Here is a 22532-nt window from a genome sequence, read left to right on the forward strand (position 1 = left end):
GTCCTGCCGGTGCGATTGGTGAGCACTGCAGATGAGCATGCGTTGTGCCGCCGATCGTCATGACCTGCGCGCGGCCGCAGCGCATCACCCGTACATCGCGTGCCCGCTGCCGGAAACGGCCTGGTCGCTGCAGCGCGCTTGCCTGCGCTGCGCTGATGTGCCGCGTCAGGCCTGGTGTGCCGATGTGCAGGACGCTGCGGGAGATTCGCAAGCGACGAAGCAGCGCTTGTCGATCCGCAGGCATTGCTGGTGGCGCGTCGCCTCATGCAGCACTAAGCCGCCTTGCAACCTCGCCCAGGCGTCCACCCACCGATACGAGCTTCAGCACCAGCAAAAACCCACTCCAGTGCTGGCCGTCCACCACGCATGCAAGGCATGCTTCGCATCTACCGGCGTGATTGCGCCATTGCCGTTCTTTTCGAGCTTTCCATCGCATGTCCATCGTTCATCGCAGTCTGATTGTGGCGCTATGCCTGCTGTTGCCCACCGCCGCACAGGCACGCAGCCAAGCCACCCCTGCACAGCAACGCGAGCAGCAGGTGGCGCAGCTGCTGCGCACCGCCGCCGATCAACCTGCGCAGCTGCGTGCCTGGCTGCAGGCGATGCCCAAGGGCGGCGACCTGCATAACCATCTGTCCGGCTCGGTGTATGCCGAGGACTACCTGCAGTGGGCCAGCGAGGATGGCGCCTGCGTGCAGCTGGACGACCTGAGCCTGCGCGCGCCGCCGTGTGGCAACGGCCAGGAGCCGGCACGCGACCTTGCAACACGCAATGCCGCGCTGTATGGCCGGGTGGTGGATGCCTTGTCGATGCGCAAGTTCCTGCCCAGCCCGTCGCAACCCACCGGACACGATCAGTTCTTCGGCACCTTCGGCAAGTTCGACGCGGTGGTGCGCACGCGCGTTGCCGACACCGTGGCCGCGGTGCTGGAGCAGGCCGCACGCGACCGCGTGCCCTATGTGGAAATCATCGCCAACCCGCCGCAGATGGATCAGGCCGCAAAACAGATGCAGTCCTTGCCCTGGAAGGGCGACGACGATGCGGCCAACCTGCGCGCCTTGCAGGATGCCTTGCCACCGCTGGTGCAGGCCGCACAGCGCGCGCTTGCCGACACCGATGCCCAGGTGCGCCGCGTGCTGCACTGCGACCAGCCCGATGCGCGTCCCGGCTGCCAGGTCACCTACCGCTACGTGCCTTACGTGCTGCGCGTGTTGCCGCAGCCGATGGTGTTCGGGCAGATGGCGCTGGCGCATGCGCTGATCGCCGCCGGCGGCAGCCGCGCGGTGGCGTTGAACATCGTCGCGCCCGAAGACAACCCGGTGGCACTGGCCGATTACGCGCGGCACATGGCGATGTTCCGGTTCTTCGCCGCGCACTACCCCGACGTGCCGCTGTCCCTGCATGCCGGCGAGCTGGCCCTGGGCCTGGTGCCGCCGGCGCAACTGCGCTCGCATATCCGCCAGGCGGTGGACGCCGGTGCGCGCCGCATCGGTCATGGCGTGGACCTGCCTTATGAAGACGACGCCGACGGCCTGCTGCAGCGCATGCGCCGCCAGCAGGTTGCGGTGGAGATCAACCTCACCAGCAACGATGTGATTCTTGGCGTCAAAGGCCCCGCACATCCGCTGGCGATGTATCTGCGCGCCGGCGTGCCGGTGGTGCTGTCCACCGACGATGCCGGCGTCTCCCGCGCGGACATGACCCACGAATATCAACGCGCGATGCAGGAACAGGGCATCGATTACCCCACCCTCAAACAGCTCGCCCGCAACGGCCTGACCTACAGCTTCCTGCCGGGCACCAGCCTGTGGGATGCCGGCGGTAACGCTGCGCAGGCCTGCGCCACTGCGTTGCAGCGCGAAACCGATGATGCTGCCTGTCGCGCATTCCGCCAGGGTAGCGAGAAGGCCCGGCTGCAATGGCAGCTGGAAACCGACCTGGCCCAGTACGAGCGCACGTTGTTGAATGCAGGAGCGCGCCAGAGCGCGAACGGGCTTTACCGGTAACCCCCCGTCGCGCGCAGGCACGCTCCTACCAACGCCCTCGATCCATCGCCGCTGCAATGCATTCAACCTTCCACGACAAAAACGCAATGACCGACCCGCACGCCACTTCATCCAGACGCCGCGTCATTCTCGAAGACGACATCGACGGCTTCACACCCGCGCAGCTGCTGCTGTTGCAGTCGCCCGAGGTCGAGGTGCTGGGCATCAGCGCGGTCAGCGGCAACATCTGGCGCGACGAAGTGCTGGCGCATAGCTGCCGCCTGCTGGAATTGGCTGGTCACCCCGACATCCCGGTGCTGCCCGGCCCGGTGCATCCGTTGCTCAACAGCGAACTGGCCACTGAGCGCTGGGAAGCGCTCTACGGCAAGCTGGTCTGGAAAGGTGCCTGGACCAGGCACTGGGTGGATGGCGATACCGTGCAAAGCGCGCCGCGTTATCACGCCCACGACGTGGTGCCCGACCTGCCGTTGGGCAATCCCAGCGTGGTGCGCGCGTCCGACGAGCCGGCTGCGTTGTTCATGCTGCGCATGGTGCGCCAGTATCCGGGCGAGGTGAGCATCATTGCCACCGGCCCGTTGACCAATCTGGCGCTTGCGCAATCGCTGGATCCGGCCTTCGCCACGCTGGCGCGCGAGCTGGTCTACATGGGCGGCAGCCTCAACCCACGCCAGCAACGCAACAGCATCAGCGCGCAGCAGTTCGCGCGCGAGTTCGTCAACTCGCCACGCCGCGAATTCAATATCCGCTGGGATCCGGAAGCGGCCAGCATCGTCATGCGCGCCCCCTGGCGCAGGATCACCATGGTGCCGGTGGATCCATCGACCGCGACCGAACTCACGCCCGACCTGCTGGCGCGCATGAGCGCGGCCGATACCAGCATCGGCCATGCCTTGCGCCGCCGCGAACCGGGTTTTCCGATGTGGGACGAACTGGCCACTGCGGTATGGCTGCGGCCCGAGCTGGCGACACGGACCGAGACGCTCTACGTCGATACCAACACCGCCTTCGATGCCGGCTACGGCGACATCCTGTCGTGGGCACCGGGGTACCAGCCGGGCCTGGGCGAGCAGGCGCAGACCGTGGTGCACGCGGTGGATATCGAAGCGTTCGAACAGCTGCTGGTAGACCACCTCACCGCGCCGCAACCACCAGCAGTCGGCTTGCCGCTCCCCCCTCTCCCCTCGGGAGAAGCTGCCCGAGGCGCGGATGAGGCTGCGGCATCCCAATCCCGACTCCCGACTAGCGAATCCCCGCTTCCAACCAGGTGACCCCATGCAACTCCCAGCGCAGTGGCAGGCCGGCATCGATCGCAATACCGAGGTCCTGCGTGGCCACGCGCAGCTGCTCGCCAGCTTCAACGCGCCGCGCCCCGCCGCACCGGACACCACCACGCCGCGCGGGCTGATCGCCTCCATCGTCAGCACCACCCACAGCCAGCCCACCCTGGCCGCACGCCTTGCCACGCAGACGCTCACGCGCATCAACCAGGCCAACGACAGCCTGCGCGCGATCACCCGCCTGCTGCCCGCACGCGCCGCCGCCGATGCCGCGCGCGTGCAGGCCGCGCTGGCCGGCGGCAGCGACGGCGGTGCCTTGGCCGGGGTGCCGTTCGTGGTCAAGGATCTGTTCGACGTCGCCGGACAGGTCACCACCGCTGGCGCCGTCATGCGCGCGCAGTGCGCGCCCGCCAGCCGCGATGCGGCCGTGGTGCAACGGCTGAGCGACGCCGGCGCGGTGCTGGTCGGCACCGCCAACATGGACGAATTCGCCTACGGCTTCGCCACCGTCAACGCGCACTACGGCACCACCGCCAACCCGCACGATCACCGTCATCTGGCCGGTGGCTCGTCGGGCGGTTCGGCCGCCGCGGTGGCCGCCGGGCTGGTGCCGTTCGCGCTGGGCTCGGACACCAACGGCTCCATCCGCGTCCCGGCCGCGCTATGCGGCGTATACGGCCTGCGCCCCACGCACGGCGCATTGCCGCTGGATGGCGTGTTCGGCTTCGTCGATGCGCTGGATGTGGTCGGCCCGTTCGCCAGCTCCATCGCCGACCTGCGCCGCGTCCATGAAGTCATGCTCGGTCAGCCGCTGGCGTCGTGCAATGCCGGCAGCCTGCGCATCGCCCGCCTGGGCGGCTGGTTCCAGCGCAACCTGGATCCCGAGCTGGATGCCGGCCTCGGCACGTTGCTGACCGCCTGCAACAGCAACACCCTCATCGAATTACCCGAAGCAGAACGCGCCCGCGCCGCCGCCTTCGTGCTCACCGCCGCCGAGGGCGGCCACCGCCATCGCGCCGGCCTGAGCACGCAGGCCGAGCGGTTCGACCCGGCCACCCGCGACCGCCTGCTCGCCGGCCTGCAACTGCCAGCCAGCGCGGTGGCCGATGCGCACCGCTTCGCGCAGTGGTTTGGCGCCGCCATGCAGCGCCTCTGGGACGAGGTGGATGTGTTGATCGCCCCGGCCACACCCTGCGTGGCGCCGCGCATCGACCAGGACACCATCCAGATCGACGGCCTGCCGGTGTCCGCACGCGCCAACCTGGGGATCTTCACCCAGCCGCTCGGCCTGGCCGCCTGCCCGGTGCTGGCCGCGCCGTTGCCGCGCCCCGGTCGCCTGCCGCTGGGCGTGCAGCTGATTGCCGCACCCGGCCGCGAAGACCGCCTGTTCGCGCTCGCCGCGCAACTCGAACGCGACGGCCTGCTGGCCTTCAGCCCACCGGCGGAGACGTGCTGATGCTGCACACCTTGCGCGCGCGCCGCGGCGTGGTCGTGGCCCCGCACCATCTGGCCGCACAGGCCGGGCGCGATGTGCTGCGCGACGGCGGCAATGCCATCGAAGCGGCCGTCGCCACCGCCGCCTGCCTGGCCGTGGTCTATCCGCACATGACCGGTATCGGTGGCGACGGCTTCTGGCTGATCCACGATCCCGACGGCCGCGTGCACGCCATCGACGCCTGCGGCCGTGCCGCACAGGCTGCAACACTGGAGTTCTATCGCGGCCACAGCAGCATTCCGTGGCGCGGCCCGGGCGCGGCCAATACCGTCGCCGGCACCGTCGCCGGCTGGGCGCTTGCCCTGCAGCACGCAGGCGGCGGCCTGTCGCTGCAGCGCCTGTTGCAGGACGCCATCCACCACGCCAGCGCCGGCGTGCCGGTGACGCTGGGCGGTGCGCACATCGCCACCAGCAAGGGGGTCGAGCTGCGAGTGCAACCCGGTGCCTACGCGGACATCTTCGAACCCCACGGCACTCCGCTGCACGAAGGCGCACTGCTGTATCAGACGCAGCTCGCACATACCCTGCAGCGGCTGGCCGACCACGGCCTGGACAGTTTCTATCGCGGCGCATTGGCCGACGACATCGCCGCCGACCTGCAGGCGCTCGGTAGCCCGCTACGCGCGCACGATCTTGCTAGCCACCGTGCCGACGCCAGCGTACCGCTCTCGGTCGCCATTCGTGGTGCGCGCCTCTACAACCACGCACCGCCCACGCAAGGCCTGGCCTCGCTGCTGATCCTTGCCTTGTTCGATCGCCTGCAGGTCGCACAGCCCGACAGCTATGCGCACCTCCACGGCCTGATCGAAGCCAGCAAACAGGCCTTCCTGATCCGCGACGCACACCTCGGCGACCCCGACTGGATGACGCTGGACGCACAGGCGCTGCTCGATGACAGTGGCGCACTCGATGCGCTCGCCGCACGCATCGACATGCGCAGCGCGCTCCCCTGGCCGCAGCCCTCGCAGGCCGGCGACACCGTCTGGTTCGGCGCCATCGACGCGCACGGCCGCGCGGTCAGTTGCATCCAGTCCACCTATTTCGAATTCGGCTCCGGTCTGGTGCTGCCACGCACCGGCATCACCTGGCAAAACCGCGGCTGCAGTTTCCGCCTTGCCCCCGACGGCTGGAACGCACTCGCCCCGGGCCGTAAACCCTTCCACACCCTCAACCCGGCGCTGGCCACCTTCGACGACGGCCGCGTCATGGCCTACGGCACCATGGGTGGCGAAGGCCAGCCACAAACCCAGGCGGCGATCTTCTCCCGCTACGCGCGTTTCGGCGTGTCGCTGCAACAGGCCATCACCGCACCACGCTGGTTATTGGGACGCACCTGGGGCGAAGAGAGCACATCACTCAAGCTGGAAGACCGCTTCGATCCGGCACTGGTGCAGGCACTGCGCGATGCCGGGCATGCGGTGGACCTGTTGCCCGCCTACAGCTCGGTGATGGGACACGCAGGCGCGCTGGTGCGCGAGGCCGATGGCGTGATCAGCGGAGCAAGCGATCCGCGATCCGATGGTGCGGTGGCTGGGTGGTGATGGTCGGGCGTGGTGATGCTTGCTGCGCCTGCGTGGTGACGGGCAGACATCCCTGCCCGCCAATCAGGCGATCGGGTCAGAGCGTGCTTGCACGCCAGCACCGGCTAGCGCGCAGGACCGAGACTGCAGCCAGTTGCAGGCCGACAAGGTGAACATGTCATAGACTCTGGGCATGCTCTCCAAGGCGACGATGGCGGACTCAACCACGCCGTTCACCGGACAGGACGCACCTGCTTTCTTGGGCATGCATGGCGATGGGTAAGCTACGTCGCCGTGCTTATTTCGACAGACGCATCAACCCTTCCACCAAGGAGAGCCATATGACAGAGCAAGAAGACAACCAACCCAGCCTGGAAGACGTCAAGCTGGCGTTCGACGGCCAGAGCCTGGATTGGTATCTGCAGAAGCTGGTCGCAACGGTCAACAGCTCGAACGTGCAGTTCGGCATCACGCTGTTTGTCGAGGGCATCATCGTGTCCGGCCAGCTGGTCAGCGGCAAGCAGTACTTCGAGGCGTTTGCGCAGGAATTCTCTGCCGCCTACCCCGGCGATGCCGAGGAAAAAGAGGATATCCGTCGTGCGTTTGCCAGCCACGCCAGCATCTACGACACCGAGGAAGATGCGCAGCAAAGCAGCCGGCCGCCGCAGTTCATTCACCTGATCGACTCGCGTTGCTTCTCGCCCGGCGGCCAGCCCCTGCCCAGCAACCGTGGTGTGCTCTGGCGCGGCAAGGTCAATGCCGTGTCCGGCTTCACCCTGGGATCGCTGTCGGCCGATTGAGCCTGACAAGTTCCGCGTTGGTGTGAGGTGCTCGTCATCTCACATCGGACTGTTGGAGATAACGCCAGGAGTCCGCCACGACGGCACAACAGCCACACGCGCTTGCGCTTGCTGACAACGGTGCGCTCGCCAACGTTTTCCGTTGTCTCTCGGCATCAGACCGGCGCTGCTCGATGGCAGCAGCACCGGCCATGCGGCAATACCTACGCAGACACCTTGGGTGTGCGCCGCGAGAGGGAGCCAAGCACTGCCTCTGGCGTCGTTGCGTGGCACGGGCCGACGTCCGCGCAATGCGCGCCGCATCGTGCGATCGCCATCGCTCACGGCTGTAAGCGATCGCCACGCCCTGCAACCAGTGACGCGGCCAACAGCAACACGCTGGCACCGACAAAGGTGGCGCCGATCGACACATGATCCAGCAGCACGCCGCCTGCGGCCCCGCCCAGCATGATGGAGAGCTGGATTGCGGCAACCATCAGGCCGCCACCGCTCTCCGGTGCGTCCTTGACGCAGCGGCTCAACCAGGTGGACCAGGCCACCGGCATCGCCGCGTTGAGCGTGCCCCAGGCAATCATCGCCACGGCCACGGCCCACACCAGGTGACCGGCCAGCAGCATGCCGATGGTCGCCACACCCAGTGCGACCGGCAGTACGCTGAGCAGGGTGAACAAGCGCTTCGGCACCAACGCGGTGGCGGCATAGGTACCGACGAATCCGGCCAGGCCCAGGCCGAGCAGCAGCAACGACAGTTGCGACACATCGACCTGCGCAACGGTTTCCAGAAACGGGCGGAAGTAGGTGAAGGCAGAAAACGCACCGGCAAATCCGAGCATCACCGCGAGCATGGCGCGCGCAACATAGCGACGCTTCAACAACGTGACGATGCCGCTCAGCGAAGTTGTGCCCTGTGCGGGCATCGATGGCAGGCTGCGCCATTGCCAGGCGATGGTCAGCGCAACCAACGGCAACATGCCCCAGAACACCCCGCGCCAGCCGATGGTGGCGCCCAGATAGCTGCCCAATGGCGCGGCGAATGCAGCAGCGACTGCGTTACCGATAAACACGATGCCCAACGCCTTGGGCACCGCATGCTCGGGCATGATGCGCATCACCGTGGCGGTGGACAATGCCCAGAAGCCGCCGATGGTGATGCCGAGCAACGCGCGCGCCACCATCAACATGCCGAAGCTGTGCGCATTGGCGATCAACAGCAGCGACAACAGCATCACCCCGGTCAGTGCGATCAACACATGGCGCCGGTTGAAGCGCGACGACAGCGGTGCGATCAGCAGGCTGGCGACCACCGCGAACAGGCCGGAGATCGAGATCGCCTGGCCGGCCATGCCGGCACTGGCGTGCAGATCGGCGGCGATCGGCGTAAGCAGGCTGACCGGCATGAATTCGGAGGCGATCAGCAGCGCAACGCAGAGCGACATCGAGCCGACCGCGCTCCAGGTCTGGCGGGTTGCGACGGCTGCGGCGCGCGAGGATGGATCGGTAGCGAGCGAACTGGCTTGCATGTGGAGCCTTTGTGCGAAGTGGAATGCGAGACGAACGCCACGCCGCAAGCGCGCTGACGCCGCGCTTGATCGCGAACCTGGTGTTCGGAGGGGATGCGCCGCAGGCAGCGATGCACTGCATCGACCTGTCAGCGCAGCGACGCACGACGGGCGCAATGCAGCAACGGGCGCTGCGGCTCGGGCGTGTGCGTGTCTGGATGTGCTGCAGCTTACGCAGGCCGTGAACAGCGATAAAGATGGCGGATGCGCACGGGCTTATGAAGCCCGCTCATCAACCACTTGCCTGCGTCGAGCGCCTCTGCCTGGCGCGGACCCTCAACCCTTGTAGCGCAGCGCATCCACGACGAGGTTGAAGGCGGACGAGGAATGGCGGCGGCTGGGATAGAACGCGTGCAAGCCCGGCCAGGTCGGCGACCAGTCCTTCATCACCCAGCGCAGCCGTCCGGCCTTGATATGCGGGCGCGCCAGATCCTCCTGCACGAACGCGATGCCGAAGCCATCCACCGCCGCGTCCAGCGCTTCGTAGGTGCCGTTGAAGGTCAGCTGGCCATCCACGCGCACGATGACTTCGCGGCCGTCCTTTTCCAGCTCCCAGGCGTAGATGCCACCGGCGGTCTTCATGCGCAGGTTGATGCAGCTGTGCGCGGTGAGATCCTGCGGCGTCTTGGGGATGGGCCGACGCGCGAAATAGGACGGCGCGGCGACGATGGCCATGCGCATGTCCGGTGCGATGCGCGCGGCGATCATGTCCTTTTCCACCTGGTCGCCCAGCCGTACACCCAGGTCGTAACGGTCCGCAACGATGTCGGTCAGGCCGTTGTCGACCACGATCTCGACCTTGATCTCTGGTTAGTCGCGCAGCAGCCTGGACAGCTTGGGCCACAGGATCGCGCGCGCGGCGTAGTCGGTGGCGGTGATGCGCACGGTGCCTGCGGGCGTGTCGCGCATTTCGCCGAGCGCAGACAGCGCCTCCTCGATTTCGGCAAAGCGCGGCGCCACCGTCTGGATCAGCCGCTCGCCGGCTTCGGTCGGCGCCACGCTGCGCGTGGTGCGGGTCAGCAGGCGCAGACCCAGCGTCGCTTCCAGCCCGCGGATGGTGTGACTCAGCGCCGACTGCGAAACGCCCAGCTTGGCGGCAGCGCGGGTAAAGCTGCCCTCGCGAACGATGGCGATCAGCGCCAGAAGGTCCTTGAAGTTGTCGCGCGCCATTGGTGAATCTCTTTCATGGAATCCACATGACTGTAGCAGCCGGTGAAAAAGGAATCCCAAAGCCCCGCTCTTGCGGGAGAGGGGTTGGGGTGAGGCTACGGCTGCTCAGCTATCTCGACGCTGCCGCACCCGCATCCGCCCTTCGGGCAGCTTCTCTCGGAGGGAGACGGAACAACGCCGGCCACGAGCTGCCCGTCGCATTTTTTGCAACGCCCAACCCTAAAAAAACCGCTTTGGGGTGACGGGGCCGGTTCGTATAGTCGATTCGACGGCCGCCGCCGGCCGCGCAAGCACCTGATGCCATTGCTGCGAGGCGACCAACGTTGGCGATATCCGCCCCCTTTCCACACCGCCTGCGGAGGCTCCATGCATCAGTCCCTGTCGCATCGCGGTCCTGGCAGCTGCGTTGAAACAACACCCCCGCACGGCCCCCAATGCTGAGCGCGCAACGCCGCTCACCCGTCCACAGCTCGGGCGCACGCGCGGTCGGCCGCTGCGACGCCCTGGGTGTTCCGCCCTACAGCGACACACCCGGCGGGCTGTTCCGCGCCTGGCTCAGCCCGGCGCATCGCGCCGCCGTCGCACAGGTGGGCGAATGGATGCGCCAGGCCGGCATGCAGGTGCGTCTGGACGCAGCGGCCAACCTGATCGGGCGTTACGAAGGCGCGCATGCCGACGCACCTGCGCTGCTGATCGGCAGTCATCTGGACAGCGTGCGCGATGCCGGGCGCTATGACGGCCCGCTCGGCATCCTGCTCGGCATCGAATGCGTCGCCGCGCTGCACGCCCAAGGGCGGCGCCTGCCGTTCGCGATCGAGGTGATCGCCTTCGGCGATGAGGAAGGGTCGCGCTTTCCTGCCTCGATGTTCTGCAGCCGCGCCGTCGCCGGCACGCTCGACCCCGCCACGCTGGCGGTCACCGACGCGGCCGGCACCGACGTGGCCAGCGCGCTGGCCGACTGGGATCTGGACATCGCGCACCTACAACACGCCGCACGCGCGCCCGGCAGCGTGCTGGCCTATCTGGAAACCCATATCGAACAAGGCCCGGTGCTGGAAGCCGAAGGCCTGCCGGTCGGCATCGTCACCGCGATCGCCGCGCAGCGGCGCTTCGCCCTGCGCTTCGACGGCCGCGCCGGCCACGCCGGCACCACCACCATGGCCTTGCGTCGCGATGCATTGAGCGCCGCTGCCGAGGCCCTGCTGGCGATCGAAGGGATTGCACGCGCCGGCAGCGACGACCTGGTCGCCACGGTCGGCAAGCTGCAGGTCGCACCCGGTGCCACCAACGTGGTGCCCGGCCGGGTGGACTGCACGCTGGACGTGCGTGCCGGCGACGATGCAACGCGCGATGCGGCAGTGCTGGAAATCGAACGCGCACTGGCCCGTATCAGCAAAACCCGCAACATCGCCATCGCCATCGACCCATTGCAGACGCTGGCCGCCAGCCCCTGCGCACCGGCACTGATGACCCGTCTGCAACACGCAGTCGCCGCACAAGGCGTCGCGCCGCGCCAGTTGGTGTCCGGCGCCGGCCACGATGCGATGGTGATGGCCGCGCTCTGCCCCACCGCGATGCTGTTCGTGCGCTGCGCCGGCGGCATCAGCCATCATCCGGACGAACACGTGGCCCCGGCCGATGCCGAGCTCGCACTGGCGGTCATGCGCCACTTCATCGAACACCTGGGAGATCCCCTTGTCACCTGATCTGCGTCACCTGCACACCTTCGGCGAGCTCGATCCCCCGCAACGGCTGTTGATGGGCCCGGGCCCGGTCAATGCGCATCCGCGCGTGCTGCGTGCGATGGCCGCCGATCTGCTCGGCCAGTTCGATCCGGAAATGACCACCTACATGAACGAGGTGATGGCGCTGTACCGGCCGCTGTTCGGCACCGAGAATCGCTGGACGTTTCTGGTCGACGGCACCGCGCGCGCCGGCATCGAGGCGGCGCTGGTGTCGCTGGTCAGCCCGGGCGACCGCGTGCTGGTGATCAACTTCGGCCGCTTCGGCCTGCTGCTCACCGAGATCCTGGGCCGGCTCGGTGCCGACGTGCACACCGTGGATGCGCCCTGGGGCGAGGTGGTGCCGCTTGCTGCAATCGCCGAGGCGATCGAGCGCGTGGCACCCAAATTGGTCGCTACCGTGCATGGCGACACCTCCACCACCATGGCCCAGCCGCTGGATGGCCTCGGCGCGCTGTGCCGCGCGGCCGGCGCGCTGAGTTACGTCGATGCCACCGCCACCATCGGCGGCATGCCCATCGCCAGCGATCGCTGGGACGTGGACGTGGTCACCGGCGGGCTGCAGAAATGCCTGGGCGGGCCGTCCGGCTCGGCGCCGATTACCGTCTCCGACGCGGCGGCCGAGGCGATCTTCGCGCGTCGCCATGTCGAGCGCGGCATCGTGCGCGAGGACATCGTCAACGGCAGCGGGCCGCGCATCGCCTCGAATTATTTCGATCTGGCGATGATCATGGATTACTGGTCGGACAAGCGCCTCAATCACCACACCGAAGCCACCACCATGTTGTACGGCGCGCGCGAATGCGCACGCGTGGCGCTGCAGGAAGGCCTGGACGCCCGCTTCGCCCGCCACGCCGCCGCCGGGCGTGCGGTGAGTGCCGGCATCCGCGCGCTGGGGCTGGAGGTGTTCGGCGACGATGCGCACCGCATGACCAATGTCACCGGCGTGGTGATTCCGCACGGCATCGACAGCGATGCGGTGCGCCGGCGCATGCGCGAGGATTTCGAGATCGAGATCGGTACCGCGTTCGGGCCGTTGCAGGGCAGGATCTGGCGCATCGGCGCGATGGGCTACAACGCGATGAAGCACAAGGTACTGATCACCCTGGCCGCGCTGGAAGCGGTGCTGCGCGCCGAAGGCTACGCCTGCACACCAGGGCTGGCGGTGGAAGCGGCACTGGCGGCCTGGCAAGCGGAGCCGCAGGCATGAACACGGCGCGCGACCTGGTCGGCTATGGCGCCACCCCGCCTGCAGCGCAGTGGCCCGGTGGCGCACGCATCGCGGTGCAGTTCGTCATCAATTACGAAGAGGGCGCGGAAAACTGCGTGCTCAACGGCGATGCCGGCTCGGAAGCCTTCCTGTCGGAGATGGTCGGCACGCAAGCGCAGCCCGGCGCGCGTGCCATGGCGATGGAAAGCCTGTACGAATACGGCAGCCGTGCCGGCTTCTGGCGGCTGCACCGGCTGTTCACTGCGCGCAATGTGCCGGTGACCGTATTCGGCGTGTCGCAGGCGCTGGCCTCCAATCCCGAAGCGGTCGCCGCGATGCAGGCCGCCGACTGGGAGATCGCCAGCCACGGCCTGCGCTGGATCGATTACCAGCATGTGGATGAAGCCACCGAGCGTGCGCATATCGCCGAAGCCATCGCCGTGCACACCCGCGCCACCGGCAGCCGCCCGCTCGGCTGGTACCAGGGCCGCACCAGCCCCAACACCGCGCGGCTGGTCGCCGAGGAAGGCGGCTTTGTCTACGATGCCGACAGCTACGCCGACGATGTGCCGTACTACGACCACCGGCACGGCCGTGCGCAGTTGATCGTGCCGTACACGCTGGACGCCAATGACATGAAATTCGTCGCCTACAACGGCTTTGCCGATGGCGAGCCGTTCTTCCGCTATCTGCGCGATGGCTTCGAGCAACTGCGCAGCGAAGGCGGGCGCATGCTGTCGGTCGGCCTGCACGGGCGCATCGTCGGCAAGCCGGCGCGCGCGGCGGCCCTGGCACGTTTCGTCGATCACGTGTTGGCCAGCGGCGATGCCTGGATTGCGCGCCGCATCGATATTGCGCGGCATTGGCTGCAGGTCCATCCGGCATGAGCATCGACACAGCCGACATCGACCTGCCCGAGGTGATCGCGCAAGTGACCGCCGCCTTCCATGCCTACGAACAGGCCCTGATGGACGACGACATCGCCGCAATGGATGCGCTGTTCCACCCGGCACCCAGCACGGTCCGCTACGGCGTGGGCGAGGTGCTGTACGGCATCGAGGCGATCCGCGCCTTCCGCATCGGCCGCGGCGGCTCGCCACAGCGCCAGCTCGCACATGTGGAAGTGCATGGCTTCGGCCACGACTTCGCCACCACGCATGCAGAATTTATCCGCGACGGCAGCAGCGCGCGCGGCCGCCAGAGCCAGAGCTGGGTGCGTTTTGCCGACGGCTGGAAAGTGGTGGCCGCGCATGTGTCGCTGCAGGGGACGCATGCATGAGCGTGATCGACGACAGCGTGCTGGACGATGCCGCCTTCGTGGCGCGCTACCGCGAGCTGTTCGAGCATTCGCCGTGGGTGGTCGAACGCGCTGCACGGCGGCGCCCGTTCGCCGATGTGTACCGCGGGCTGATGCAGGTGGTGTTCGACGCGTCGCAGGAAGACCAGGTTGCGTTGATCCGCGCGCATCCGGAGCTGGCCGGCAAGGCGGCGATCGACCGCACGCTCACCGCCGCGTCGGCCGCCGAGCAGGCCTCGGCCGGGTTGGACCGGCTCAGCGAAGCCGAATTCAAGCGCTTCCACGCGCTCAATCAGGCCTATCGCCATCGCTTCGGATTTCCGTTCGTGATCTGCGTGCGGCTGCACGACAAGGCCGGCATCCTCGCCGCGCTAGAACGCCGGCTGGATGCCTCGCGCAGCGAAGAACTGTCCACCGCCCTCGCCGAGATCGGCAAGATCGTGCAACTGCGCCTGGAGGCACTGCCATGAGCCTGGCCCAACTCGAACGCGAGCTCCACCACGACCTGCAACGCCTGGCACATGGCGGCGATGCCTGGACGCAGCCGCGCGTGCATCCGGCAGGGCATGTGTATGACGTGGTCATCGTCGGCGCCGGCCAAAGCGGCCTGGGCGCGGCGTTCGCACTGCAACGCGAGCGCGTGCACAACCTGCTGGTCATCGATGAGAACCCGGCCGGGCAGGAAGGCCCGTGGGTGACCTACGCGCGCATGCAGACCTTGCGCACGCCCAAGCAGATCACCTCGATCGACCTGGGCGTGCCATCGCTGACCTTTCGCGCCTGGTGGGAGGCGCAACACGGCGGCGCTGGCTGGGACGCGCTGGACAAGATCCCGCGCGGCAGCTGGATGGACTACCTGCGCTGGTACCGCGCGGTGCTGCGTCTGCCGGTGCGCAATGCCACGCGGCTGGCGCGGGTGGAGCCGGACGTGGCGCCGGGCATCCATCGCCTGCATCTGGCGATGGGCGCGCCGCTGCTGACGCGCAAGCTGATCCTGGCCACCGGCATCCAGGGCGGCGGCCAGTGGATGGTGCCGGACTGGATCAGCGGCGCCCTGCCTGCACAGCGCTATGCGCATACCTCCGGCCACATCGACTTCGCCGCGCTGGCCGGCAAGCGCGTGGGCATCCTGGGCGGTGGCGCCTCCGCGTTCGACAATGCCTGTTTCGCGCTGGATCAAGGCGTCGCCAGTGCCGAGGTATTCGTGCGCCGCAGCGCATTGCCGCGCATCAATCCATTCCGCCACATGGAACAGGCCGGCATCATCCCGCGCTTTCTGACGCTGCCGGATGCGGACAAGTACCGGATGATGGCCAGCTTCTTCGCACACAACCAGCCGCCGACCAACGACACCTTCCAGCGTGCCTGCGCGCATGCCGGCTTCGCGCTGCACCTGGGCGCGCCCTGGCTGGAGGTGGCCGAGCGCGATGGCGAGGTGGTGGTGCGCACGCCGCAGGGCGAGCACCGCTTCGATTTTTTGGCCGTTGCCACCGGCCTGGTCACCGACCCGCAACTGCGCCCGGAACTGGCCGCGCTGTCCGGGCGCATCGCCTGCTGGGGCGACCGCTACCAGCCGCCGCCGGGCCAAGCTAATCCGGTGCTGGATGCGCACCCCTACCTGGGCCCGGGCTTCGAACTGCTGCCGCGCACGCCCGACGATGCCGCGCTGCTGCACGGCTTGTTCGCCTTCAACTATTCGGCGCTGATCAACCACGGCCCGTCGGCCGCGGCGCTGTCCGGGCTCAAGGTCGCGCTGCCGCGGCTGGCCCGCGCGGTGGCCGACCAGCTGTTCCTGGACGACCGCCAGGCCATCGTCGACAGCTACCTGGCTTACGACCAACCCGAGTTCATCGGCCAATGGCCGCAACCGACCCAGGCGGTGGCATGAGCACGCTCTCCACCCACGTGCTGGATACGGCCACCGGCCGCCCCGCCGCCGGCATCGCCTTGCGCCTGTTCGCCGGCGCCACGCTGCACTTCGACGGGGTCACCAACCAGGACGGGCGCTGCCCCGAACTGGCTGCACTCACGCTGCAACCCGGCCGCTACCGGCTGGAATTCGAGGTGGCCGGCTACTGGCGGGCGGCCGGAACCGCACTGTCCGACCCGCCCTTCCTGGAACAGGTGCCGATCGCGTTCGGCATTGCCGACGACGGCCATTACCACGTGCCGCTGCTGCTCTCGCCGTACGGATATTCCACCTATCGCGGCAGCTGAGCGCCCGACGGTTCGGCAACGGATCGGCGGGGCACACGCCGCGTTCCGCATCGGCCCCGTAGAATGGCGCCTTTCCGGCGACAGGCCGGGGCCCCGGAATTGTCATGATCCACAACGATGTACTGCGCAGCATCCGCTACATGCTCGACCTCAGCGACGACAAGGTGGTGGAGATCACCCACCTGGCCGACCCGGAGTTCGCGCTCGACAAGCCGCAGGTACAGGCCTGGCTGAAGAAGGAAGACGAGCACGGTTTCGAGCCCTGCACCGACGCAATGCTGGCGCGCTTCCTCGATGGCCTGGTGCTGCGTTTCCGCGGCCGCGACGAGAGCCAGCCGGTGCGCCCGCTGGAAACCCGCGTCGGCAACAACCTGGTGCTGAAGAAACTGCGCGTGGCTTTCGAGCTGAAAGACGTGGACATGCACGCCATCTTCGCCAGCGCCGGCTTCCCGCTGTCCAAGCCGGAACTGTCCGCGCTGTTCCGCCAGCCCGGCCACAAGAATTTTCGCCCCTGCGGAGACCAGTTGCTGCGCGCCTTCCTCAAGGGCCTGACCGCGCGGATGCGCGAAGCGGGTTGATGCCCGGGTGCTGAGTTTGGCCTGGCTTGGTCGTCCGACGACGCTGCGACTTGAATTCGCAGGTTTTTAGCGCAGTTTTCGTGTGTCTCGAAGTGACTGGATGGTGCGGTTAGAGCGCTCGTGGAGCGGTCGATCTGCTGCTTGGTTGCAGGGCCCTTGCCCGCCCACCATCGCAGGACACGCCGCAAGTACGTCCGTGTAGGCTCTTACGCGGCATCCATGCCGCGTAAGGTCCCGCGACGGTGGACGGGCAAGGACCAAGCGAGATGGTCGGTGTGCTTGGTGCAAGCAATGCATGACGTGCATTGTGCGAATTATGGGCGTCCAGTTAGCCTCTTAATCGACGCCTAGCAACAGGCAAGCTTTGAACAAGGCGACCTCGAACTCCTAGGCGTCCCAAAGCAAACACAGGTTTTGACCGGGCCACCGACCAAGGCTCTGGTGCGGTGTCCCCGCCGCTTGCTGGACCCTTGGCGGCATGATGCCGCCAAGGAGCCTCCACGGACGGATGCACGGCGTGTCCCGCAGGTGGCGAGGGCACCGCGCCCTCGACGCACCGGGCCTTTGATTCAAACACCTGATCGCGCCTGGGCCGCTACAACGCCTTACGCAATCAAGCCGCAGCCGCCAGGCTTGGCCGGCGTGCGTCCAGGCGGAACACCGATACCGCTTCGCTCAGTTCCACCGCCTGCTCTTCCATTGCACGTGCCGCCGCGGAGGCTTCTTCCACCAGTGCGGCATTGCGCTGGGTGGTTTCGTCCATGTCGTTGACGGTGCGGGCGACCTGCTCGATGCCGGAGGATTGTTCGCGCGATGCAGCGGAAATCTCCGCAATCAGCGTGGTCACCTGCTGCACCGACTGCACGATCTGCTGCATCGTCTGCCCGGCCTGGTCCACGCGTGCGCTGCCGCGCTCCACGCTGTCCACCGAGGCGTCGATCAGCTGCTTGACCTCCTTGGCCGCGCCGGCCGAACGCTGTGCCAGCGCGCGCACTTCCGAGGCGACCACGGCAAAGCCGCGGCCCTGTTCGCCGGCACGCGCCGCTTCCACCGCCGCGTTCAAGGCCAGGATGTTGGTCTGGAAAGCGATGCCGTCGATGACGCTGATGATCTCGGCGATCTTCTTGGACGACACCTCGATCTCGCCCATGGTGTCGACCACGCTGGCCACCATCTCGCCGCCACGGCCGGCGATCTCCGCGGCCGCCTGCGCGCCGCGGCTTGCCTGCTGCGCGGTGTCGGCGTTCTGGCGCACGGTGGAGGTGAGCTCTTCCATCGAGGCGGCGGTTTCTTCCAGGTTGGCGGCCTGCTGTTCGGTCCGCTGCGCCAGGTCGTTGTTGCCGGCGGCAATCTCTGCCGAGGCGGTGCGAATGGTCTGCGCGGCCACGGTGATGTCGCCGACGATATCGGTCAGGCGCTGCACGGTGGCATTGGCATCGTCGCGCATGCGTGCGAACACGCCTTGCTGGTTGCCGTGCATGCGCGCGGTCAGGTCGCCGTCGGCGATCGCCTTGAGCAGCTGCGACAGCTCGGCCAGATTCTGGTCCACGTTCTGCATCAGGCCGTTGACGCCGCTGACCATGGCGCGGAATTCGAACTGGTAGGCCTCGGCATTGCCGCGCGTGGCGAAGTCGCCGGCCGCAGCCGCGTCGACCAGGCCACGGATTTCGCCATTGATCGCCGCCAGGTTGCGCTTGGTGGTGTCCATCGCCTCGGTGATCTGCGCTTTCTCGCCCGGTAGGCGCGGCATGTCCACCGACATGTCGCCGACCGCGTAATGCTGCATCACCTGCAGCATGTCGCCGATCAGACCGACCTGCGCGCCGATCAAGCCATTGGTGTCGTCGACCATGCGGCCGTACGCGCCCGGGAAGGCCTGCGCGTCCATGCGGTAACTCATCTGCCCGGCTTCGTGGCGCTGTGCCATGTCGGCCTGCGCGGTGGAGACGTCGGTGAGTGTGTTGACCACCTGGCCCATGGCCTGGCCGAGCAGACCGATTTCGTCGCGCGTGCTGACCGCTGCACGCGCCGACAGATCGCCGGCCGCCACCTGGCGTGCCGCACGCGCGACGTTTTCAATCGGGCGCACGATCGAGCGACGGATCCACCAGCCCAGCACTGCCACCAGGCACAGCGCCGCGGCGATCGTGGCCACCGCCGACAACACCAGCTTGTGCTGCGCCGATTGCGAACTGGCCAGCACCGCCGCATCGGCCAGGGTCTTGCTGCGCTTCACCAGTTCTTCGAGGGTGTGGCTGGGTGCGCGGTCCTGGCCCTTGACCAGTTGGTCGCCCACCTGGGTGTCGTAGCCGGCCTCGGCAAACTTGCCCAGCGCCGCTTCGTAATTGCGCTGCAGACCCAGATGCGCCTTGGCAAAGTCCTGCGCCAGCGTGCGCGCCTGCGGGTCCTGGGTTGCCTTGGCCAGCGCCGCGGTGCTGGCCTGCACCTTCCTGCCCTGCTCGCGGAAGGCGCTCAGGTGCTTGTCCAGCAGCGCCGGATCGCGCCCGCGGATCAGCACGTTCTTCCATTCCTGCACCTGCAGGCGGAAATCGCGGGTGATCTCTTCGCTGCTGGAAGCCTGCGCCACCTCCGGCGGCACCTTGCCCGACAGACTCAGCCACGCCGTGCCCAGACCGCCCAGGGCACACAGCAGGATGACCGACAGACCCAGCGCGAGCGCGCCGAGCAGCTTGCTTTGCAGGCTGACGAATTTTGGGGAAGCAGCAGACATGGGATATCCAAAGCAGGGATTACCCCGGTTATCGACTCGCGTATTACCGATCTGAAGTAACGCTGGCGCCGAAGTCAGCCTTGAACGCCCAAAGGGTGAGCACTTCCGGATTCCCCGACAGGCTTCACCCGACGGCCCGACCGTCGCGCCATCTGTGACGTGCCCGTATCCTTCCCGCGCATGACCGAGCCTGCCTTTCCGATCTCCCCCCTGCTGCCGCAGCTGTGCGACAGCCTGGCCGCCCATCCGCGGCTGGTGCTCGAAGCCCCGCCCGGCGCCGGCAAGACCACCCAGGTACCGCTGGCCTTGCTGGACGCACCCTGGCTGGCCGGCCGCAAGATCGTGATGCTGGAACCGCGGCGCGTGGCCGCCCGCAGCGCCGCCGTGTTCATGGCGCGCCAGTTGGGCGAGCCGGTCGGCGAGACGGTGGGCTACCGCATCCGCTTCGAGAACAAGACCTCCGCGCGTACCCGCATCGAGGTCGTCACCGAAGGCATCCTGACCCGGCTGATCCAGGATGACCCGATGCTGGAGCACATCGGCGCGTTGCTGTTCGACGAATTCCACGAGCGCCATCTGGCCGGCGACCTAGGCCTGGCGCTGGCGCTGGACGTGCAGGCGCAGGTACGCGAGGACCTGCGCATCGTGGCGATGTCGGCCACGCTGGATGGCGAGCGCCTGGCCGGCTTTCTCGACGCGCCGCGCCTGAGCAGCGCCGGGCGCAGTTTCCCGGTGGAGATCGCGCACTTTCCCGCGCGCCGCGACGAAGCGCTGGAGCCGCAGACCCGGCGCGCGGTGGAACACGCCTTGTCCACCCACCCGGGCGATGTGCTGGTGTTCCTGCCCGGCCAGCGCGAGATCGCACGCGTGCACAGCGCGCTGCAGGACGTACTGGACCCGGCGGTGCAGGTGCTGCCGCTGCATGGCGAGCTGGCGGTCGAGGCGCAAAGCCAGGTGCTGCAACCCGACCCGTCCGGCCGCCGCCGCGTGGTGCTGGCGACCAACGTCGCCGAGTCCTCGGTGACCCTGCCCGGCGTGCGCGTGGTCATCGACAGCGGGCTGGCACGCGAGCCGCATTACGATCCCAACAGCGGTTTTTCGCGCCTGGACATCACCACCATCGCGCAGGCCTCGGCCGACCAGCGTGCCGGCCGCGCCGGACGTGTGGCCAGCGGCTGGGCGTACCGGTTATGGCCGCAATCGCAACGGCTGGAACCGCAGCGGCGCGCGGAAATCACCCAGGTGGAGCTGGCCGGCCTGGCACTGGAACTGGCCGCCTGGGGCAGCGCTGCGCTGCGCTTCGTGGATGCCCCGCCGGCCGGTGCGCTGGCCGCCGCGCACGAATTGCTGCAGCGGCTGGGCGCGCTCACCGGCAGCGGCGGCATCACCGCACTGGGCCGGCGCATGCTCGCGCTGGGCACCCATCCGCGTCTGGCCGCGATGCTGGCGCAGGCTGGCGACGCGACACGCGTGGCGCTGGCCTGCGACCTGGCCGCCTTGCTGGAAGCGCGCGACCCGCTGCGTCAGGGCGGCGATGGACTGGCTGCGCGCTGGCGCGCACTGGCCGCATTCCGCCAAGGCCGCAGCGCGCACGATGCCAACCGCGGCGGCCTGGCCGCGATCGACAGCGCCGCCAAACAATGGCGCCGCCGGCTGCGCTGCGACAGCGCTCCGCCCGCCAGCGTGGAAGCGCACGCGCTCGGCGACCTGCTCTCGCACGCCTTCCCCGACCGCATTGCCACACGCCATCCCAACGACCCGTTGCGCTACCTGCTGGCCAACGGCCGCAGCGCGCGCCTGTTCGACCACAGCGACCTGCGCGGCGAACCCTGGCTGGTTGCTAGCGAGCTGCGTTACGAAGCCAAGGACGCGCTGCTGTTGCGTGCCGCGCCGGTGGACGAAGGCTATCTGCGCCGCAGCGTGCCCGAGCGCTTCGTGCAGCAGGATCTGGTGCAGTGGGACGCGGACAAGCGCGCCCTGGTCGCGCGTCGGCAATCCAGCTTCGACCGCATCGTGCTCGACAGCCGCCCGGCCGGCCGCGTCGATCCGGCGCAAGCCGCCGGTGCGCTGACCGAGGCGGTGCGGCAGCTGGGCCTGGATGCCTTGCCGTGGACCGACGGCCTGCGCCAATGGCGGGCCCGCCTGCAGTCGTTACGCGCCTGGATGCCCGAGCTTGCGCTGCCCGACCTGTCTGACGCCGCGTTGCTGGAGACACTGGACACCTGGCTGCGCCCGGCCTTCGCCGGCAAGACCCGCCTGGATGCGCTGGACGAGGCCAATCTGGGCGAAGCACTCAAGGCCGCCCTGCCGTGGGACCGCCGCCAGCTGATCGACCGGCACGCGCCCACCCGCATCAGCGTGCCCTCGGGCATGGAGCGGCAGATCGTCTACGCCCTCGACCACGCCGAGCAACCGTTGCCGCCGGTGCTGGCGGTCAAGCTGCAGGAACTGTTCGGCCTGGCCGAAACCCCGCGCATCGCCGACGGCCGCATCCCGCTGACCCTGCATCTGCTCTCGCCAGGTGGGCGCCCGTTGCAGGTCACGCAGGATTTGAAAAGCTTCTGGGTCACGACCTATCCGGATGTCAGGAAGGAGATGAAGGGACGGTATCCCAGACATCCGTGGCCGGAAGATCCATGGACCGCGACTGCAACCCATCGGGCAAAGCCGCGCGGCACCTGATGTAAGCCCCTCTCCTCTCGGGGGAGGAGTTGGGGTGAGGGTACGGGGCGAAGCCCTCGCGCTGCTCAAGTGCACGTGGCTTCGCCCGTCCCCTCATCCACCCGACGGGCACCTTACTTCCGGCGGGAGAAGCGACGTCAGCGTCGACACCGGCCAGGTCAGGCTTCTGCCACATCCACGTAGATACCGGATCCAGGTAAACGCCGATCACAGCATCGCCCCGCATCATTACTTAACCGCAACCCAAA

The 22532-nt window shown here is 68.0% G+C and carries 16 protein-coding genes and 1 pseudogene; 14 read left to right on the top strand and 3 right to left on the bottom strand.

Annotated features, from left to right (window positions below):
- The first annotated feature begins 434 nt into the window (after positions 1 to 434).
- The 5 genes from DYQ94_RS10085 (at position 435) to gvpU (ending at position 7098) form a co-directional block, all read left to right on the top strand.
- Positions 435 to 2006 (top strand): adenosine deaminase family protein, encoded by a 1572-nt coding sequence (locus tag DYQ94_RS10085; protein WP_160954780.1) that lies wholly within the window; start codon positions 435 to 437, stop codon positions 2004 to 2006.
- An 86-nt stretch (positions 2007 to 2092) separates the two neighbouring features.
- On the top strand, positions 2093 to 3274 hold the full coding sequence (locus DYQ94_RS10090) for a nucleoside hydrolase (RefSeq protein ID WP_126965436.1): 1182 nt from the start codon (positions 2093 to 2095) through the stop codon (positions 3272 to 3274).
- Between the two features lie 4 nt (positions 3275 to 3278).
- Positions 3279 to 4739: an AtzE family amidohydrolase gene (locus DYQ94_RS10095; protein ID WP_126965437.1), complete on the top strand. Its 1461-nt coding sequence runs from the start codon at positions 3279 to 3281 to the stop codon at positions 4737 to 4739.
- Positions 4739 to 6319 carry a gamma-glutamyltransferase family protein gene (locus DYQ94_RS10100; protein ID WP_126965438.1) on the top strand — a complete coding sequence of 527 codons (1581 nt, stop codon included), beginning with the start codon at positions 4739 to 4741 and terminating at the stop codon, positions 6317 to 6319. The genes DYQ94_RS10095 and DYQ94_RS10100 overlap by 1 nt, the downstream gene beginning before the upstream one ends.
- 320 nt (positions 6320 to 6639) lie before the next feature.
- Complete coding sequence (gene gvpU, locus DYQ94_RS10105; RefSeq protein ID WP_024939820.1) at positions 6640 to 7098, top strand: gas vesicle accessory protein GvpU; 459 nt, start codon at positions 6640 to 6642, stop codon at positions 7096 to 7098.
- A gap of 320 nt (positions 7099 to 7418) precedes the next feature.
- Here the strand turns inward: gvpU and DYQ94_RS10110 are convergent, their stop codons facing one another.
- A complete protein-coding gene (locus DYQ94_RS10110) occupies positions 7419 to 8618 on the bottom strand; it encodes an MFS transporter (protein WP_126965439.1) in 1200 nt (399 codons plus the stop codon).
- 315 nt (positions 8619 to 8933) lie between these two features.
- A pseudogene (locus tag DYQ94_RS10115) lies at positions 8934 to 9827 on the bottom strand (LysR family transcriptional regulator).
- Positions 9828 to 10261: 434 nt separating this feature from the next.
- On the opposite strand from DYQ94_RS10115, the gene DYQ94_RS10120 reads away from it, so the two are divergent.
- The 8 genes from DYQ94_RS10120 (at position 10262) to DYQ94_RS10155 (ending at position 16871) form a co-directional block, all read left to right on the top strand.
- Entirely contained in the window at positions 10262 to 11533 is a 1272-nt protein-coding gene (locus DYQ94_RS10120) for an allantoate amidohydrolase (protein ID WP_126965440.1), read from the top strand.
- Positions 11523 to 12779 (top strand): (S)-ureidoglycine--glyoxylate transaminase, encoded by a 1257-nt coding sequence (gene pucG, locus DYQ94_RS10125; RefSeq protein ID WP_104553328.1) that lies wholly within the window; start codon positions 11523 to 11525, stop codon positions 12777 to 12779. The genes DYQ94_RS10120 and pucG overlap by 11 nt, the downstream gene beginning before the upstream one ends.
- Positions 12776 to 13666 (top strand): allantoinase PuuE, encoded by an 891-nt coding sequence (gene puuE, locus DYQ94_RS10130; RefSeq protein WP_104543825.1) that lies wholly within the window; start codon positions 12776 to 12778, stop codon positions 13664 to 13666. The genes pucG and puuE overlap by 4 nt, the downstream gene beginning before the upstream one ends.
- Entirely contained in the window at positions 13663 to 14058 is a 396-nt protein-coding gene (gene hpxZ, locus DYQ94_RS10135) for an oxalurate catabolism protein HpxZ (protein ID WP_102250850.1), read from the top strand. The genes puuE and hpxZ overlap by 4 nt, the downstream gene beginning before the upstream one ends.
- Positions 14055 to 14546: a 2-oxo-4-hydroxy-4-carboxy-5-ureidoimidazoline decarboxylase gene (uraD, locus tag DYQ94_RS10140; RefSeq protein ID WP_016901424.1), complete on the top strand. Its 492-nt coding sequence runs from the start codon at positions 14055 to 14057 to the stop codon at positions 14544 to 14546. Before hpxZ ends, uraD begins: the two co-directional genes overlap by 4 nt.
- On the top strand, positions 14543 to 15964 hold the full coding sequence (gene hpyO, locus DYQ94_RS10145; protein WP_126965441.1) for an FAD-dependent urate hydroxylase HpyO: 1422 nt from the start codon (positions 14543 to 14545) through the stop codon (positions 15962 to 15964). Before uraD ends, hpyO begins: the two co-directional genes overlap by 4 nt.
- Entirely contained in the window at positions 15934 to 16293 is a 360-nt protein-coding gene (gene uraH / locus DYQ94_RS10150; RefSeq protein WP_126965442.1) for a hydroxyisourate hydrolase, read from the top strand. Before hpyO ends, uraH begins: the two co-directional genes overlap by 31 nt.
- 104 nt (positions 16294 to 16397) lie before the next feature.
- Positions 16398 to 16871, top strand: coding sequence for a YehS family protein (locus tag DYQ94_RS10155; protein WP_126965443.1), 474 nt, complete (start codon positions 16398 to 16400; stop codon positions 16869 to 16871).
- 613 nt (positions 16872 to 17484) lie between these two features.
- On the opposite strand, the gene DYQ94_RS10160 is transcribed toward DYQ94_RS10155, so the two are convergent.
- A complete protein-coding gene (locus DYQ94_RS10160; protein ID WP_164738861.1) occupies positions 17485 to 19602 on the bottom strand; it encodes a methyl-accepting chemotaxis protein in 2118 nt (705 codons plus the stop codon).
- A gap of 180 nt (positions 19603 to 19782) precedes the next feature.
- Here DYQ94_RS10160 and hrpB point away from each other — a divergent pair, with 180 nt between their 5' ends.
- Positions 19783 to 22284, top strand: a complete 2502-nt coding sequence (gene hrpB / locus DYQ94_RS10165) for an ATP-dependent helicase HrpB (protein WP_102250854.1) — start codon at positions 19783 to 19785, stop codon at positions 22282 to 22284.
- Positions 22285 to 22532: the final 248 nt, after the last annotated feature.

This window comes from Xanthomonas sp. LMG 8993, from assembly GCF_009835065.2.
Taxonomy (GTDB): Bacteria; Pseudomonadota; Gammaproteobacteria; order Xanthomonadales; family Xanthomonadaceae; genus Xanthomonas; species Xanthomonas arboricola.